The sequence below is a fragment of the Pseudomonas lactucae genome, from assembly GCF_016937615.1.
Classification (GTDB): Bacteria; Pseudomonadota; Gammaproteobacteria; order Pseudomonadales; family Pseudomonadaceae; genus Aquipseudomonas; species Aquipseudomonas lactucae.
Genome location: NZ_JAFHKI010000013.1, coordinates 35,615 through 53,428, shown reverse-complemented (window position 1 = coordinate 53,428; position 17,814 = coordinate 35,615). Strand labels below are relative to the sequence as shown.

The window sequence follows — 17,814 nt, the reverse complement described above, 5'->3', positions numbered from 1 at the left end:
TTAGCAGTAAAAGTCAGACAGCCAGTGTGCCCGAGTGTTACAGCGCTGTCAGGCGATTGGCCCGCGCGGGTAACGTTTGAGCATTTTCAGCAGCTCTGCGCCGGGGATTGGCCTGTCGAACAGGTAGCCCTGGCCTACGTCACAGCGATGCCGGCGCAGGAACGCCAGTTGTTCGGCGGTCTCAATGCCTTCGGCCACGACCTTGAGCTTGAGGTTGTGGGCCATGGCGATCACGGCCGAGGTGATTTCCATGTCGTCCTGGTTGTCCGGGATCTCATGGATAAAGCTTCGATCGATCTTAATGATGTCGATGGGGAATTTTTTCAAGTAGCTCAGCGACGAGTAACCGGTGCCGAAGTCGTCCATGGCCAGGGTCAGGCCGAAGCTCTTCAACTGGTCCAGTTGCAGGCGCGTGTCTTCCGTGGCTTCCAGCAGCAGGCCTTCGGTGAGTTCCAGCTCCAGCAGGTTCGCCGGCAGGTCTTCCTCCTTGAGGATCGCGGCAATCGACGCCACCAGGTCCGGGTCGGAGAACTGCTTGGGCGACAGATTGATTGCCACCTGCAGGTTGCCCATGCCAGCGGCGCTCAGGCGCTTGCTCATGCGGCAGGCCTGGCGCGCGATCCATTTGCCGATGGGGATGATCAGACCCGTTTCTTCGGCCACGCTGATGAACTGGTCGGGGCGGATCATGCCCTTCTCCGGGTGGTTCCAGCGCAGTAGCGCCTCCATGCCCAGCAAGCGGCCGCTGCGCAGGCACAGCTTGGGCTGGTAGAACACGTCCAGCTCGTTCTGGGTGAGGGCGCGGCGCAGGTTGTTTTCCACGAACAGCTTGTAGCTGGCCTCGGCGTTCAGCGCTTCGGTGAACACCTGTACCTGGTGTTTACCGTTGGCCTTGGCCTTATGCAGCGCCAGGCCGGCGTTACGCATCAGGGTTTGCGGGTCGCGGCCATGCAGCGGTGCGCAGGCCAGGCCCACGGAACCGGTGACGCTGATCAATTGGTTATCCACGAACATTGGCTTGTCGAGGGTCACCAGCAGTTGACTGGCGACTTGCTGGCCACTTTCCAGGTCGGTGTCGTCGAGCAGCACCGCAAACTCGTTACTGGCAAAGCGCGCCAGGCTGCCGCCGGTACTCAGGCTGTTGCGCAGGCGTCGGGCCAGGCTGATCAGCAGCTTGTCGCCGGTCTGGTGGCCGAGGCTGTCGTTGATGCGCTTGAAGTTGTCGATGTCCACCAGCAGCAGGCTGATCGGGCTGTCGCTGTCGCGGGCAAAGCGTTCGTCGAGGTTGCGGATAAACGCCGGACGGTTGCCCAGGTTGGTCAGGTTGTCGGTATAGGCCAGGCGCTCTATGCGCTGTTGCGCCAGCTTGGTCTGGGTGATGTCTTCGTAGATGCCAATGTAGTGCGTCAGCTCGCGGTTATCGCCATACACCTTGGAGATCGACAGCTGGCCCCAGTAAGGTTCCAGATTTTTACGCCGACTCTTGAACTCACCCTGCCAGCTGTTGCTTTTAGCCAGGCTCGACGGCGCGTCGAACAGCAGCTCGCTGAGATTCTCCAGCGCCGGTAATTGCGCCAGGCGGTGGCCGTGGACTTCTTCGGCGCTGTACTGGGTGATCGCGGTGAAACTCGGGTTGACGTACTCCACCACGCCGTCGCAATTGACCAGCAGAAAGGCGTTGGCGCTTTGCTCCACCGCACGCTGGAACAGGTGCAGGGCGCTGGTGGCTGTGCGCCGGTTGTGATTGTTGATCACCTGCGCGAACTGGTCTGCCAGCTCGCCGGCAAAGGCAATTTCATCAGCCTGCCAGTCGCGTGGGCTGCCGGCTTGTTCCAGGCACAGCACGCCGACCACATGGCCGTCCACGCGGATACTCGCGTCGAGCACGGCGTGGATGTCCTTGGCGCGCAGGTGCTCGGCCATTTCCCGGGTGCGCGGATCGCGCAGGGCATGGGTGGCGTCGATGGCGCGGCTGGCGTGCAGGGCTTCCAGGTAGTTCGGGAAACAGCTGGCATCGATGGCGTCGGGCAGATGGTAGTTTTGGTCGGCGCGGTGGTACGCCGAGATCGGCACCAGGTGCTGACCTTCGAGGTTCCAGATGCTGGCGCAGTCAATCTGGTAGATGTCGCAGGCGCTGCGGGTGATCAGCTCGGCGGCTTCCTGCAGCGAATTGTTTGTGGTGTAGCGCTGGCGGGCCAGCAGCAGGATCAACTCCTGCTGTGCGCGCACCCGTTCCAGGTGCTGCAATTGTTCCTGCTGGGCGCGCTGGTTGAGTTCAAGGGCGATTTGCAGGCGGCTGTTCTGGTTCTCCAGGTCCGCGGTGGGGGCTGGCGAGGGCAATTCGCTGAACAGGCCGTCGACCACCATCAGGTAGCCGCGCAGCAGATGACGATTGTGTTGTTTATAGGCCTCGCCCATTTCCAGCAGGCTGAGGGGGCCGTCGTTGGTGTGCAGGGTGTAGCGCACCAGATAGTGAGGGCTCTGGGTCAGTTGCTGCTGGATGGTGTCGTGCAGTTGATAGCGCGCCTGGGGCTCCATCAGGCTGGCGTAGGGTGTGCCCAGCAGCGCGCACAGCTCGACCGCCGACAGGCCGAATTGACGCTCGCAATTGGGGTCCAGGTAAAGAAGGGACCAGCTCGCCTCATTAAGCCGTTCGAAGCGCAGCATACCGAGGCGCGAAGGCACCGGTAACTGCGTCACTACCTCGGCCGCCATTCGGGCGACATCGGGTTGGCTTTTCATGGGGGGAACTCACTTGAAATAACGCGCACGGCGCCGGGCTCACGCCCTCTTTTCTGCTGCCTGCGGCAAGGTTGCATCATGCAGCGCGGGCTGACAAGAGAGGATGAAGGCTAAGTGCTATAAGGCGGTTATCGGCCGCACGGGGGATTTCTGTAGGTGCGCTGACAGAAGGTGTACAAACCTGTTCGGTTTGTCCAGTTTCTGGTGGGTGATAGAGCAAAAAAAGCCCCGCCAATCGGCGGGGTTGAGGTACGAGCGTGGCGCTCGGAAATCGGTGCAACCGAGCCTCCCCGGTGAAAGGGAGGCCCGTAGTTGCTTACAGCAGGATGGTGCGGATGTCGTTCAGCAGTTGGCTCAGGCGCTGGGTAAAGCGCGCAGCCGCCGCACCGTTGATCACACGGTGGTCGTAGGACAGCGACAGAGGCAGCATCAGCTTCGGTTGGAACGCTTTACCGTCCCAGACAGGCTGGATAGTGGCCTTGGATACACCCAGGATTGCCACTTCCGGCGCATTGACGATTGGCGTGAAGCCAGTGCCGCCAATGTGACCAAGGCTGGAGATGGTGAAGCAAGCGCCCTGCATGTCGTCCGGGGTGAGCTTCTTGTCGCGGGCCTTGGCGGCCAACGCAGCCGCTTCGGCAGCCAGTTGCAGCAGGTTCTTCTGGTCGACGTTCTTGATGACCGGTACCAGCAGGCCATCCGGGGTGTCGACGGCAAAGCCGATGTGCACGTACTTCTTGCGAATGATCGCTTTGCCGCTTGGCGCCAGCGAACTGTTGAAGTCCGGCAGCTCCTTGAGCAGGTGCGCACAGGCCTTGAGCAGCAGCGGCAGTACGGTCAGTTTCACGCCGGCCTTCTCGGCCACGGCTTTCTGCGCAACGCGGAAAGCTTCCAGGTCGGTAATGTCGGCCTGGTCGAACTGAGTCACGTGCGGGATGTTCAGCCAGCTGGCGTGCAGGCCCGCCGCGCCGATTTGCATCAGGCGGGTCATCGGCACTTCTTCGGTTTCGCCGAAGCGGCTGAAATCCACGGTACGGATCGGCGGAATACCCGAGCCGCCGGTTGCAGCGCCGGCAGCCGGGGCTTCCTTGGCTTTCTGCATCATGGCTTTGACGTAGACTTGCACGTCTTCTTTGAGCACGCGACCGTGTGGGCCGGTGGCCGACACAGCGTTGAGCTCGACGCCGAATTCACGTGCCAGTTGGCGTACAGCCGGGCCGGCGTGAACCTTGGCACCGCTTGGTGCTGGAGCGGCCGGGGCTGGCGCGGCTTCGGCTTTTGCAGCAGGCGCAAGGGCGGCAGCGGCAGGAGCCGCTTCAGCCTTGGCCGCCGGAGCGGAAGCCGCGGCAGGCGCAGCGCCTTGTACTTTCAGCTTGAGAATGAAGTCACCGGTGCCGACTTCGTCTTCCAGCTTGACCGCAATGCTTTCCACCACGCCAGCAGCCGGCGATGGGATTTCCATGGAGGCCTTGTCGGACTCCAGGGTGATCAGCGACTGGTCGGCTTCGACGGTGTCGCCGACCTTGACCAGCAACTCGATGATCTTGGCCTTGCCTGACGAACCAATGTCCGGGACGTGAATGTCCTGGACGGTGGCGGCGGCAGGTGCGGCGGCCGGAGCTGGGGCCTCGGCAGCAGGTTTTTCAGCAGCAGGTGCTGGTGCGGCAGCAGGAGCGGCGGCCGCAGGCGCCGCATCGGCGGCACCTTCGATTTCCAGCTCCAGCAGTTCGTCGCCTTCTTTCAGGCGGTCGCCCAGCTTCACTTTCAGGCTCTTGACCACGCCGGCCTTGGGAGCAGGGATTTCCATGCTCGCCTTGTCCGATTCCAGGGTCAGGATGCTCTGGTCGGCTTCGACTTTGTCGCCGACCTTCACAAACAGCTCGATTACTTCACCTTCACCGCTGCCGATGTCAGGTACGCGAATGAGTTCGCTCACAAAAAGTCTCCTCAGCAGTCCAGTGGGTTGCGTTTTTCCGGGTTGATCCCGAACTTGACGATAGCGTCAGCCACCACCTTGGGTTCGATCTCACCACGGTCAGCCAAGGCTTCCAGGGCTGCCAACACCACAAAGTGACGGTCGACTTCGAAGAAGTGACGCAGCTTCTTGCGGCTGTCACTGCGGCCGAAACCGTCGGTGCCCAGGACTTTGAATTCCTTGGACGGGACCCACTGGCGAATTTGTTCAGCAAACAGTTTCATGTAGTCGGTAGAAGCAATGACCGGACCTTTACGGCCGTTCAGGCATTCTTCGACATAGCTCAGTTGTGGCTTCTGACCAGGGTGCAGGCGGTTGTTGCGCTCCACGGCCAGGCCGTCGCGACGCAGTTCGTTGAAGCTGGTAACGCTCCACACGTCGGCGCCGACGTTGAACTCGTCACGCAGGATCTTCGCCGCTTCACGCACTTCGCGCAGGATGGTGCCGGAGCCCATCAGCTGTACGTGATGCGCCGCTTCCTTGGTGTCTTCCTCGAGCAGGTACATGCCCTTGATGATGCCTTCTTCCACGCCGGCCGGCATGGCTGGCTGCTGGTAGGACTCGTTCATCACGGTGATGTAGTAGAAAACGTCCTGCTGCTCTTCGGTCATCTTCTTCATGCCGTCCTGGATGATCACCGCCAGCTCGTAGCCGTAGGTTGGATCAAAGGTGCGGCAGTTCGGGATGGTGGCAGCCAGGATGTGGCTGTGACCGTCTTCATGTTGCAGGCCTTCGCCGTTCAGCGTGGTTCTGCCTGCGGTACCGCCGATCAGGAAGCCACGGGTACGGCTGTCGCCGGCTGCCCATGCCAGGTCGCCGATACGCTGGAAACCGAACATCGAGTAGAAGATGTAGAACGGCAGCATCGGCTGGTTGTGGCTGGAGTACGACGTACCGGCTGCGATGAAGGAGCTCATGGCGCCCGCTTCGTTGATGCCTTCTTCGAGGATCTGGCCCTTCTTGTCTTCCTTGTAGAACATCACCTGGTCTTTATCGACTGGCTCGTAAAGCTGGCCGACGGAGGAGTAGATGCCCAACTGACGGAACATGCCTTCCATACCGAAGGTACGGGCTTCGTCCGGGATGATCGGGACGATGCGCGGGCCGACTTCCTTGTCCTTGACCAACTGCGCGAGGATCCGCACGAAGGCCATGGTGGTGGAGATTTCACGGTCGCCCGAGCCGTCCAGGATGGCCTTGAGCGTGCTCAGGTCCGGGGTCGGAACGCTCACGCTCTTGGCGCGGCGCTGCGGCACGAAACCGCCCAGTGCGGCACGACGCTCGCTCAGGTAGCGGGCTTCGGCGCTGTTCGGCTCCGGCTTGAAGAACGGCAGGTTCTCCAGCTCTTCGTCCTTGACCGGGATGTCGAAGCGGTCGCGGAACAACTTCAGGCTGTCGACGTCGACTTTCTTGGTGTTGTGCGCGGTGTTCTTCGCTTCGCCGGCACCGGTGCCATAACCTTTGATGGTCTTGGCCAGGATAACGGTCGGTTGTTCCTTGTGGTTCACCGCTTCGTGGTACGCCGCGTAGACCTTGTATGGGTCGTGGCCGCCACGGTTGAGCTTCCAGATTTCGTCGTCGGACAGGTCGGCAACCATCGCCTTGAGTTCAGGCGTGTTGAAGAAGTGTTCACGCACGAACGCGCCGTCTTTGGCCTTGTAGTTCTGGTACTCGCCGTCGATGACTTCGTCCATGCGACGTTGCAGGATACCGTCGACGTCCTTGGCCAGCAGTGGGTCCCAGAAACGGCCCCAGATGACTTTGGTCACGTTCCATTGCGCGCCGCGGAACACACCTTCGAGTTCCTGGATGATCTTGCCGTTGCCGCGAACCGGGCCGTCGAGGCGCTGCAGGTTGCAGTTGATGACGAAGATCAGGTTGTCCAGCTTCTCGCGGCCGGCCAGGGAGATGGCACCCAGGGATTCCGGCTCGTCGCACTCGCCGTCGCCCAGGAAGCACCAGACTTTCTGCTTGCCTTCAGGGATGAAACCACGGGCTTCCAGGTACTTCATGAAACGTGCCTGGTAGATCGCTTGAATGGGACCCAGACCCATGGATACGGTCGGGAACTGCCAGAAATCAGGCATCAGCCAAGGGTGCGGGTAGGACGACAGGCCCTGACCGTCGACTTCCTGGCGGAAGTTGTTCATTTGTTCTTCGCTGATGCGACCTTCCATGAACGCACGGGCGTAGACGCCTGGCGAAGTGTGGCCCTGGAAGTAGATGAGGTCGCCGCCGTGTTCGTCGGTCGGGGCCTGGAAGAAGTAGTTGAAGCCGATGTCATACAGGGTTGCGCTGGAGGCGAAGCTGGAGATGTGACCGCCCAGGTCAGAATCTTTCAAGTTCGTGCGCATTACCATCGCCATGGCGTTCCAACGTACCAGCGAGCGAATGCGGCGTTCCATGAACAGGTCGCCAGGCATGCGTGCTTCGTGGGTAACGGGGATGGTGTTGCGGTATGGCGTGGTGATGGCGTAGGGCAGTTGCGAGCCGCTGCGGGTCGCGAGTTCGCCCATACGGGTCATCAGGTAGTGAGCACGGTCTTCGCCTTCTTTGTCGAGAACCGATTCCAGGGCGTCCAGCCATTCCTGGGTTTCGACGGGATCGAGGTCTTGCATGGCTTGCTCCAGGGCGGAAAGGCTACCAGAATCGGTTGCCTGAAGTTTGCGACTGGCCTTGTGGGCAGACGACATAAATTCTTGGATGGCCGAAGTTTGCTTCGGCGTCCTGTAGTTTTACTACAAATCGTCGGCCATTTCAGCCTTTCGAATGTATATACGAGTAGTAAAACTACACAAGACCGAGCGGATTGCTCGGTCTGGCTGGTGAGCATAAACGTTATTGTTGATCTTTTGCGAACAAGAAAAGGTATGGATTTAATGTTGCCTGCCAAAAATTATGAATTTTCAGCTATTTATAACCTTTGTTCGACAGTCCGTCACCGAACGTGGTTCCCGCGTTCACAGCTACACGCCATCTACGCGCCGAACAAGGATAGACCATGAGCCTTCCAACGCTGGCCGACGTGCCTGCCATTCTTCTTCCCATTGCCCAGCGCGCCGAGCAGTCATTTCGTGACGCCGTGGCCACGCTGGACGACGATCATGGCCTTTGCGCGTGGACGCCGCAACGGTGGGCCGACTTCGCCCGCGTGTGCGCCGCCAGTGATTTCGTCATTGAACAGAGTGTTCGTGACCCTTTGATGTTGCTCGAACTGGTCGCCTGGGGTGAGCTGGACCGTGGTTTCGCCCCGGGCGAACTGTGCGGGCAAATCGCCGGTGCCGTGCAACAGGCTGCAACAGAAGATGAACTGGGCCGCCTGTTGCGTCGCCAGCGTACTCGCCAGCAGGTGCGCATCATCTGGCGCGACCTGACGCGTCAGGCCGACCTGGTGCAAACCTGCCGTGACCTCTCCGACATGGCCGACGCCTGCATCGACCAGGCCTACCAGTGGCTGTACCAGCGCCACTGCGTGCAGTTCGGCACCCCCACCGGCCGGCGCAGCGGCGAGCCGCAGCACATGGTCGTCCTCGGCATGGGCAAGCTTGGCGCGATGGAGCTGAACCTGTCATCGGATATCGACCTGATCTTCGCCTACCCCGAGGGCGGTGAAACGGTGGGTGTGAAACGTTCGCTGGATAACCAGGAATTTTTCATCCGCCTTGGTCAAAAACTGATCAAGGCCCTCGATCCGATGACCGTCGACGGCTTCGTGTTCCGCGTCGATATGCGTCTGCGTCCCTACGGTTCGGCCGGTGCGCTGGTGCTCAGCTTCAATGCGCTGGAGCAGTACTACCAGGACCAGGGCCGCGACTGGGAGCGCTACGCCATGATCAAGGCGCGGGTGGTTGCCGGTGATCAGGTGGCCGGTGCGCAGTTGCTGGACATGCTGCGGCCGTTCGTCTATCGCCGCTATCTGGACTTCTCCGCCATCGAAGCGCTGCGCACCATGAAGCAGTTGATCCAGCAGGAAGTGCGGCGCAAAGGCATGGCCGACAACATCAAGCTGGGCGCGGGCGGCATTCGCGAGGTGGAGTTCATTGCCCAGGCGTTCCAGCTGATCCACGGCGGCCGCGACCTAAGCCTGCAGCAGCGGCCATTGCTCAACGTGCTCGGCACCCTCGAGGGCCAGGGCTATCTGCCACCCGCGGTGATCGCCGAGCTGCGCAACGGCTATGAATTTCTGCGTTACACCGAACACGCGATCCAGGCGATTGCCGACCGACAGACGCAGATGCTCCCGGACGGCCCGCAAGACCAGGCGCGCATTGCTTTTATGCTGGGCTTTGCCGATTGGTCGGCATTCCATGAGCGCTTGATGTACTGGCGCGGTCGGGTGGACTGGCACTTCCGCCAAGTGATTGCCGACCCCGATGAAGAAGAGGGCGAGGAGAGCGAATTGGTCGTGGGCGGCGAGTGGTTGCCGCTGTGGGAAGAATCGCAGGATGAAGACGCCGCCTGTCGTCAATTGACCGAAGGGGGGTTCAGCGACGCGCCCAAGGCCCTCAAGGCCCTGGCCGGTTTGCGTGGCAGCCCGCAGTTGCGCGCCATGCAGCGCCTGGGGCGCGAGCGACTGGACGCGTTTATCCCGCGCCTGCTGGCCCAGGCGGTTGAGCATGCCGATCCGGACCTGGTGCTGGAGCGCGTATTGCCCTTGGTCGAGGCCGTCGCCCGTCGTTCCGCTTACCTGGTGCTGCTCACCGAAAACCCGGATGCCCTGCGTCGCCTGTTGACCCTCTGCGCCGCCAGCCCCTGGATCGCCGAACAGATCACGCGTTTCCCATTGCTGCTCGACGAACTGCTCAACGAAGGCCGCCTGTTCAAGCCACCGCTGGCTCCGGAACTGGCCGCCGAGCTGCGCGAGCGCCTCACACGCATCCCCGAGGATGACCTTGAGCAGCAGATGGAAGCGTTGCGTCACTTCAAGCTCGCCCACCGCCTGCGCGTGGCAGCCTCGGAAATCGCCGGCAGCCTGCCGTTGATGAAGGTCAGCGATTACCTGACCTGGCTTGCCGAAGCCATCCTCGAACAAGTGCTGGCCCTGGCCTGGCGCCAGACCGTGGCGCGCCATGGCTCGCCGCAACGCCTGGACGGCACCCTGTGCGATCCTGGGTTCGTCATTGTCGGTTATGGGAAAGTCGGCGGGATCGAACTGGGGCATGGTTCGGACCTGGACCTGGTGTTTATCCACGATGGCGACCCCCATGCCGAAACCGATGGGGCCAAGCCGATCGATGGCGCGCAATTCTTCACCCGCCTGGGCCAGCGCATTATTCATTTGCTGACCACTCAGACCAACTCGGGCCAGTTGTACGAAGTCGACATGCGCCTGCGGCCTTCCGGTGCCTCTGGTTTGCTGGTGAGTTCCCTTGGCGCCTTTGAGCGCTATCAGGAAAACGAAGCCTGGACCTGGGAGCATCAGGCCCTGATCCGTGCGCGGGTGTTGGTCGGCAGTCAGGATGTGGGCCAGGCCTTCGAGCAGGTTCGGGCCAAGGTGTTGGGGCGTGAACGCGACCTGGCGAAGTTGCGCCAGGAGGTCAGCGAGATGCGCGCCAAGATGCGTGACAACCTGGGTACCAAGGGCACGGCGGCCGGTACCGGCGCCAATGCCTTCGAAGCGACGACCGTGTTCGACCTCAAGCAGGACGCCGGAGGTATCGTCGATATTGAATTTATGGTGCAATACGCCGCTTTGGCGTGGTCTGCGCAACATCCATCGTTGCTGCGCTATACCGACAATATCCGCATTCTGGAAGGCTTGGAGCAGGTGGGGTTGATGCCCGCCGCCGATGCCCATCTGCTGCGCGAGGTGTATAAGGCCTACCGTTCCGCCGCGCATCGCCAGGCCTTGCAAAACGAGGCCGGTACGGTGCCCGGTGATCAGTTCGATGACGAACGGCGCCAGGTGATGCGAATCTGGCAGGCGCTGGGGTTGAGCTGAAACACTATTAGGGCGGGGAGGCATAAGCCTCCCCGCATCGTTTGTGGAAACTACATGAATATTCTGATCGTTGGGCCCAGTTGGGTCGGTGACATGGTGATGGCCCAGACACTGTTCCAGTGCCTGCGCCAGCGCCATCCAGACTGCCAGATCGACGTGCTCGCCCCTGAGTGGAGCCGGCCGATCCTTGAACGCATGCCGCAAGTGCGCAAGGCCTTGAGCTTCCCGCTCGGCCACGGCGCCCTGGAGCTGGCAACGCGCCGTCGCATCGGCAAATCCCTGGCCGGCCAGTACGACCAGGCGATCCTGCTGCCCAATTCGCTCAAGTCGGCGCTGGTGCCGTATTTTGCCGGCATCCCCAAGCGCACCGGCTGGCGCGGCGAGTTCCGCTACGTGCTGCTCAACGATGTGCGCACGCTCGATAAAGCGCGCTACCCGCTGATGATCGAGCGCTTCATGGCCCTGGCCTACGCGCCGGGTGCCGAATTGCCCAAGCCGTACCCGCGCCCGAGTTTGCGGATCGACCCGCTGACCCGCGATGCGGCGCTGGCCAAGTTCGGCCTGAGCCTGGATCGCCCGGTGTTGGCGTTGTGCCCCGGGGCCGAGTTCGGCGAGTCCAAGCGCTGGCCGGCGGAGCACTATGCCAAAGTCGCCGAGACGAAGATTCGCGAAGGTTGGCAGGTATGGTTGTTCGGCTCGAAAAAAGATCATCCGGTGGGCGAAGACATCCGCCAGCGCCTGATCCCCGGCCTGCGCGAAGAGGCCGTCAACCTCAGTGGCGACACGTCGCTGGCCGAGGCGATCGACTTGCTCTCCTGCGCTGATTCGGTGGTGTCCAACGATTCCGGCCTGATGCATGTGGCGGCGGCGCTGAATCGCCCGCTGGTGGCGGTATATGGCTCCACCTCGCCAGGCTTTACCCCGCCGTTGGCCGACCAGGTCGAAGTGGTACGACTGGGCCTCGATTGCAGCCCGTGCTTTGACCGTACCTGCCGTTTCGGCCACTACAATTGCATGCGCCAGCTGTTGCCGCAGCCGGTGAACGAGGCTTTGCAGCGGTTGCAGGGCACTGTGGTCGAGGTTAACTGAGTTGCGGGTACTGGTAATCAAGACCTCATCCCTGGGCGATGTGATCCATGCATTGCCGGCACTCACCGACGCGGCGCGGGCGATCCCCGGCATTCAATTCGACTGGGTGGTGGAAGAGGGCTTTGCCGAAATTCCCACCTGGCATCCGGCGGTGGACAAGGTGATCCCGGTGGCGATTCGCCGCTGGCGCAAGAACCTCTGGCAAACCCTCAAGAGCGGTGAATGGCGACGCTTCAAGCAGCAAGTCCAGTCGACCAAATACGATCTGGTGATCGATGCCCAGGGCCTGCTCAAAAGCGCCTGGCTGACTCGCTACGTGCGTGCGCCGGTGGCGGGTTTCGACAAAAGCTCCGCCCGTGAACCGCTCGCCGCGCGTTTCTATTCGCGACGCCTGGCCGTGGCCCGTGGGCAGCATGCGGTGGAGCGTCTGCGCCAGTTGTTCGCCGTGGCGCTGGGGTATGACTTGCCCAAAGGCCTGGGCGACTACGGCTTGAGCACCGACAAGCTGCTCGGCCTGCCGCCCAAAAAACCCTTTGTGCTGCTATTGCACGGCACCACCTGGGACACCAAGCACTGGCCCGAAGCCTACTGGCGCGAGCTGGCCGAGCGTATGGGGCGGCTGGGCGTGGACGTAAAATTGCCCTGGGGCAACGCCGCCGAAAAGGCCCGCGCCGAACGCCTGGCCCAAGGCCTGGACAATGCCGAAGTGTTGCCCAAGCTCAACCTGGCCGGCGTGGCCCGCGTACTGGCCGGTGCCCGTGCCTGCGTGGCGGTGGACACTGGCCTTGGCCATTTGGCCGCCGCATTGGATGTGCCGACCATTTCCCTGTTCGGCCCCACCAATCCCGGCCTGACCGGCGCCTACGGCAAGGGCCAGATTCACTTGGCCAGCGACTGGTCGTGCGCGCCGTGCCTGCAAAAGCACTGTACTTATCAACCGACGGCCGACGACCTGCGTCGGTTCGATATCACGCGCGAGTCGCCCCTGTGCTTCACGCGTCTGAACCCTGAGCGTGTGGCCAGCCGACTGAGCACGTTGTTATTGGCTGAGGAGCTGCACTGATGCAACTGGCTTTTGTTCTGTACAAATACTTTCCCTTCGGTGGCCTGCAGCGTGACTTCATGCGCATCGCCCTGGAGTGTCAGCAGCGCGGCCATCAGATTCGTGTGTACACGCTGATCTGGGAGGGCGATATCCCGCCCGGTTTCGAAGTGCTGGTGGCGCCGGTCAAGGCGTTCTTCAATCATCGGCGCAACGAGAAACTCAGTGCATGGATGGAAGCCGACCTGGCCAAGCGCCCGGTGGATCGTCTGATCGGCTTCAACAAAATGCCCGGCCTGGACGTGTACTACGCGGCCGATGGCTGCTTTGAAGACAAGGCGCAAAACCTGCGGCATTCGCTGTACCGCTATTTTGGCCGCTACAAGCACTTTGCCGACTACGAGCGCGCAGTGTTCGCCAAAGACGCCAAGACCGAAGTCCTGATGATTTCCGAAGTGCAGCAGCCGCTGTTCATCAAGCACTACGACACCCCGCTGGAACGCTTCCACCTGCTGCCGCCGGGTATCGCCCAGGACCGTCGCGCACCGCCGAACGCGGCCGAGATCCGCGCAGGGTTTCGCCAGGAATTCAACCTCGGCGATGACGACCTGCTGCTGGTGCAAATCGGCTCGGGCTTCAAGACCAAGGGCGTCGACCGCAGCCTCAAGGCTGTGGCCGCCTTGCCGGCGGAACTGAAGAAACGCACCCGTCTGTTTGTAATCGGCCAGGACGACCCCAAAGTATTCCAATTGCAGAGCGCCACGTTGGGCTTGGGCGATAACGTGCAGTTCCTCAAGGGACGCAGTGACATTCCGCGTTTCCTGCTGGGCGCCGACCTGTTGATTCACCCGGCGTACAACGAAAATACCGGCACCGTGTTGCTCGAAGCCCTGGTGGCCGGCCTGCCGGTGCTGGTTTCGGCGGTGTGTGGTTATGCCCATTACATCAATGAGGCCGACAGCGGCCTGGTGCTGGATGAGCCGTTTGAACAAGCGCAGCTCAACGGCTACCTGGTACGTATGTTGAGTGACGCTGCACAGCGCGCGGCCTGGAGCCGCAATGGGTTGGCCTTCGCCGAGACGGCCGACCTCTACAGCATGCCGCAGCACGCTGCGGATGTGATTCTGGCGGAGCCAAAACCATGAAGTTGATGCTTGCCGAACCGTTCAAGACCCTCTGGGCCGGGCGCGATGCGTTCGCCGCCGTCGAGGCGCTGGAAGGCGAGGTGTACCGTGAACTCGAAGCGCGTCGCACCTTGCGTACCGAGGTGGATGGCCGTGGCTATTTCGTGAAGATTCACCGTGGCATCGGCTGGGGCGAGATCGTCAAGAACCTGGTCACCGCCAAACTCCCGGTACTGGGCGCCGGCCAGGAATGGTTGGCGATCCAGCGCTTGCAGGCACTGGGTGTGCCGACCATGACCGCGGTGGCCTATGGCGAGCGCGGCAGCAACCCGGCCGATCAGCATTCGTTCATCGTCACCGAGGAGTTGGCGCCCACCGTCAGCCTGGAAGATTTCAGCATCGACTGGCGCAAGCAGCCGCCCGAGCCGCGTCTCAAGCGTGCGCTGATCGCCGAAGTGGCGCGCATGACCGGCATGATGCATCGCGGCGGGGTCAACCATCGCGACTGCTACATCTGCCATTTCCTGCTGCACACTGACACACCGGTGACCGCCGACCACTTCAAACTTTCGGTGATTGACCTGCACCGCGCCCAGACCCGCGACAAGATCAGTCATCGCTGGCGCGACAAGGACCTGGCCGCGCTGTACTTCTCGGCGCTGGACATCGGCCTGACCCGCCGCGACAAGCTGCGCTTTCTCAAGGGCTACTTCCAGCAGCCGCTACGCCAGATCCTGGCCGAAGAAAGCGCGTTGTTGCAGTGGCTGCAAGCCAAGGCCGACAAACTCTACGCACGCAAGCAGCGATATGGGGATGCGCTCTGATGGCGGGTTGGATCCTGGAACCTGCGTACGCCAACCTGGCGGATGATTTCGGCAGCCTCGAAGCAGTGTTCGCCCTGCAAGGCGAGCGCCTGACCCGTGACCCGTTGTCGGAGGTGATCCGGGTGCAGCGCGGTGGGGTCAATTACTACGTCAAGCGCTACGTCGGCGCCGGCAAGGGCCTGCGGCGCTACCTGGGCAAGCCGCGGGTCAAGTCCGAATGGCAGAACCTCAAGCGCTTCGCCAAGTGGGGTATACCCACCGCCGACGTGGTGGCCTGGGGCCTGGAGCGCAACGGCCTGGCCTATGATCGTGGCGCGATGATCACCCGCGAGTTGCCACGCACCGAAGACCTCTCGGTGCTGGCCGAGCACCGCGATGCGCGCCTGCGCGATCCCAAATGGGTCGACGCGGTCAGTCGCCAGCTCGCCGAATACACGCGCACCATGCACGATCATCGCTTCACCCATAACGATTTGAAGTGGCGCAACCTGCTGGTCGATGATCAGTCGACCCTGTATTTGATCGACTGTCCCAATGGCGATTTCTGGCGTGGTTTCTGGCTCAAATACCGCATCACCAAGGACCTGGCCTGCCTGGACAAAGTGGCCAAGTATCACCTGTCGGCTACCCAGCGCCTGCGTTTTTACTTGCAGTACCGTGGCAGTCGGCACCTGAGTGATTCGGACAAACGGCGGATTCGCCACGTGGTGAAGTTTTTCGAGGGGCGCGAATGAGTGATTTTCTGGCGGCTGAGGACCGTGCCGTGCTGGAGCGTAACGGCCTGGCGACGTTCGACGCGCTGTGGGCCAAGCAGCTGGACGCCGTCGACGAGCCGAACACCAGTCGCGGCGGTTGGAGCAGTGTGTTTCGTCTGGAGATCGAGGGCCACGGGTATTACCTCAAGCGCCAGAGCAACTACCTCACCCGCAGTCTGCACCGGCCGTTGGGCGAGCCGAGTTTCTCCCGCGAATTTCGCAATATCAGCCGTTATCGCACGCTGGGCATCCCGGCGCTGCAGGCGGCGTTCTATGGCGAACGCAAGGTGGCTGGCGAACACCGCGCGATGTTGCTGACCCGTGCCCTGGATGGCTGGAACGACCTGGATTCGGTGCTGGAGCAATGGCCGCAACTGAGCGACGCCCAGCACCGGGCCATCCTGCTGGCCTGTGGCCGGCTGGCGCGCCGGCTGCATAGCGTGGGCCAGGTGCATGGCTGTTTTTACCCCAAGCATATTTTTTTGCAGGCGACCGGTGACGGTTACGCCGCGCAGTTGATCGACCTGGAGAAAACCCGCCCGTTGCTGTTCGGCTGGCGTGACCGGGTCAAGGACCTGGAGCCGTTGTTGCGCCGCGCACCGCAGTGGTCGAACGCGCAGGTGCGCCAATTGCTGGCGGCTTATCTCGACCAGCCTGAAGACAGTCCGCTGGTCGCCACCTGGCTGCAGCGCCTGACGAAGCGGCGTAGCCACAAGGAGAACCGCTGATGCGCCTGTCCGAGCTGAAAAAGGCCGGCCGCACCCTGAGCCTGCCCCTGACTCTCGATCTTGCGGACGCCGTCGGCCCCGGCCAGTTGCAACTGCTGAGCCTGTTGCGTGTATTGCCGGGCGAGCGTTACGTGGGCGCGGCGGTCTGGCGCGGACGTGCGGTGCTGGCCAAGTTATTGGTGGGCAGCAAGGCCGCGCGGCATTTTCAGCGTGAACTCACGGGCGTGCGCCTGCTGGCCGAACACGGCCTGACCACCCCCCGGTTGCTCGCCGATGGCTTGCAGGAAGGCGAGGGCGGTTGGCTGCTGTTCGAGTTCCTCGAAGGCGCCGAAAGCCTGGCCGATGCCTGGCAGGCCGTCGAAGCGCTGCCGCCGCTGGCCGACGAACAAACCGCGGTGCTCGCCCAAGCGCTGGGTGCGATCGCGCAGATGCACACCAAAGGGCTGTGGCAGGAAGACCTGCATCTGGACAACCTGCTGCGCCAGGACGGCAAGCTGTACTTGATCGACGGTGCGGGCATCCGTGTCGAAGAGGCCGGTAAACCGCTGTCGCGCAACCGAGTACTGGAAAACCTCGGCGTGTTTTTCGCCCAATTGCCGAAAAACCTCGAGCCGTTTACCGAGGAGCTGCTGGTGTATTACCTGCTCGGCAACAGTGAGCACGCGTTGCCGCTGCAAGCGCTGGAAAAACAGGTTCGCAAGGTCAGTGCCTGGCGCTTGAAGGACTTTTTGAACAAGGTCGGCCGTGAATGCACGCTGTTCAGCGTGGTGCGCGGTGCGTTTGGTTTGCGCGCGATTCGTCGCGAAGAAGAGCCTGCGATGCTGCCGGTGCTGGAACAGGCCGATGCGCTGCTCGACCGCGGCCATCTGTACAAGACCGGCGGTGCCGCCAGCGTGGCCAAGGTCGAGGTGGCCGGTCGTCCGTTGGTGATCAAGCGTTACAACATCAAGGGGTTCGCCCATTGGCTCAAACGCTTCTGGCGCCCAAGCCGCGCCTGGCACTCCTGGCGTGAAGGCAACCGCCTGGCGTTCCTGGGCATTGCCACGCCCAAGCCGCTGGCCGTATTGGAAAAGCGTTTTTTCTGGCTGCGCAGCCGCGCCTACCTGATCACTGAATACCTGCCGGCCCGGACATCATCGAGCGCTTTGCGCCCTACATCGATAACGGTGACGCGCCGGAAAACGAACTGCTGGCCCTGGACCACTTGTTTACCGAACTGATCCGCGAGCGCATCAGCCATGGCGACTTCAAGGGCCATAACCTGTTCTGGCACGAAGACCGCTGGGCGCTGATCGACCTCGACGCGATGTGCCAGCACCGCTCGGTCGCGAGCTTCGCTCCAGCCTTCGCCAAGGACCGTGCGCGGTTTATGCGCAACTGGCCGCGGGAAAGTGCGTTGTACCAGTTGATCGATCAGCGCTTACCCAGGGATGTTGGCGTGGCGGGCTGAAGCGCGAGCCCGCTTAGAGGGCATGGCGCAATTGGAACACACTCGGCTTCCCGGCCATCGAGCGGAACAGGACATTTCCCACGCCAAGTTGCGCATCCAGGCTCTGAACATTGGGTTTTCGTGGTGCTAGATTTTCGCTCCCCT

The 17,814-nt window shown here is 62.1% G+C and carries 10 protein-coding genes and 1 pseudogene; 8 read left to right on the top strand and 3 right to left on the bottom strand.

What is annotated here, in order from left to right:
• Nucleotides 1-48: 48 nt before the first annotated feature.
• From JWR98_RS02765 to aceE, 3 genes are all read right to left on the bottom strand, one after another.
• On the bottom strand, nt 49-2,742 hold the full coding sequence (locus JWR98_RS02765; RefSeq protein WP_078731276.1) for a putative bifunctional diguanylate cyclase/phosphodiesterase: 2,694 nt from the start codon (nt 2,740-2,742) through the stop codon (nt 49-51).
• A 316-nt stretch (nt 2,743-3,058) separates the two neighbouring features.
• Entirely contained in the window at nt 3,059-4,678 is a 1,620-nt protein-coding gene (gene aceF / locus JWR98_RS02760) for a dihydrolipoyllysine-residue acetyltransferase (protein WP_205489247.1), read from the bottom strand.
• Between the two features lie 11 nt (nt 4,679-4,689).
• Nucleotides 4,690-7,335, bottom strand: a complete 2,646-nt coding sequence (gene aceE / locus JWR98_RS02755) for a pyruvate dehydrogenase (acetyl-transferring), homodimeric type (RefSeq protein WP_078731278.1) — start codon at nt 7,333-7,335, stop codon at nt 4,690-4,692.
• A 383-nt stretch (nt 7,336-7,718) separates the two neighbouring features.
• Between aceE and glnE the strand changes: the two genes are divergently transcribed.
• The 8 genes and pseudogenes from glnE to JWR98_RS02715 all read left to right on the top strand — a co-directional run bounded on the left by glnE (nt 7,719) and on the right by JWR98_RS02715 (nt 17,670).
• The gene (gene glnE, locus JWR98_RS02750) at nt 7,719-10,658 is read left to right on the top strand and encodes a bifunctional [glutamate--ammonia ligase]-adenylyl-L-tyrosine phosphorylase/[glutamate--ammonia-ligase] adenylyltransferase (RefSeq protein WP_205489246.1); all 2,940 of its coding nucleotides are present in this window, start codon (nt 7,719-7,721) and stop codon (nt 10,656-10,658) included.
• 54 nt (nt 10,659-10,712) lie between these two features.
• Nucleotides 10,713-11,747, top strand: a complete 1,035-nt coding sequence (gene waaF, locus JWR98_RS02745; protein ID WP_078731280.1) for a lipopolysaccharide heptosyltransferase II — start codon at nt 10,713-10,715, stop codon at nt 11,745-11,747.
• Nucleotide 11,748: 1 nt separating this feature from the next.
• Nucleotides 11,749-12,810, top strand: a complete 1,062-nt coding sequence (gene waaC, locus JWR98_RS02740) for a lipopolysaccharide heptosyltransferase I (protein ID WP_078731281.1) — start codon at nt 11,749-11,751, stop codon at nt 12,808-12,810.
• Nucleotides 12,810-13,934, top strand: coding sequence for a glycosyltransferase family 4 protein (locus JWR98_RS02735; protein WP_078731282.1), 1,125 nt, complete (start codon nt 12,810-12,812; stop codon nt 13,932-13,934). The genes waaC and JWR98_RS02735 overlap by 1 nt, the downstream gene beginning before the upstream one ends.
• Nucleotides 13,931-14,737 (top strand): lipopolysaccharide core heptose(I) kinase RfaP, encoded by an 807-nt coding sequence (gene rfaP / locus JWR98_RS02730; RefSeq protein ID WP_078731283.1) that lies wholly within the window; start codon nt 13,931-13,933, stop codon nt 14,735-14,737. Before JWR98_RS02735 ends, rfaP begins: the two co-directional genes overlap by 4 nt.
• Nucleotides 14,737-15,471 (top strand): lipopolysaccharide kinase InaA family protein, encoded by a 735-nt coding sequence (locus JWR98_RS02725; RefSeq protein ID WP_003171289.1) that lies wholly within the window; start codon nt 14,737-14,739, stop codon nt 15,469-15,471. The genes rfaP and JWR98_RS02725 overlap by 1 nt, the downstream gene beginning before the upstream one ends.
• Nucleotides 15,468-16,220, top strand: a complete 753-nt coding sequence (locus JWR98_RS02720) for a lipopolysaccharide kinase InaA family protein (RefSeq protein WP_078731284.1) — start codon at nt 15,468-15,470, stop codon at nt 16,218-16,220. The genes JWR98_RS02725 and JWR98_RS02720 overlap by 4 nt, the downstream gene beginning before the upstream one ends.
• Nucleotides 16,220-17,670, top strand: a pseudogene (locus JWR98_RS02715) (lipopolysaccharide kinase InaA family protein). The gene JWR98_RS02720 and the pseudogene JWR98_RS02715 overlap by 1 nt, the downstream one beginning before the upstream one ends.
• Nucleotides 17,671-17,814 lie beyond the last annotated feature (144 nt).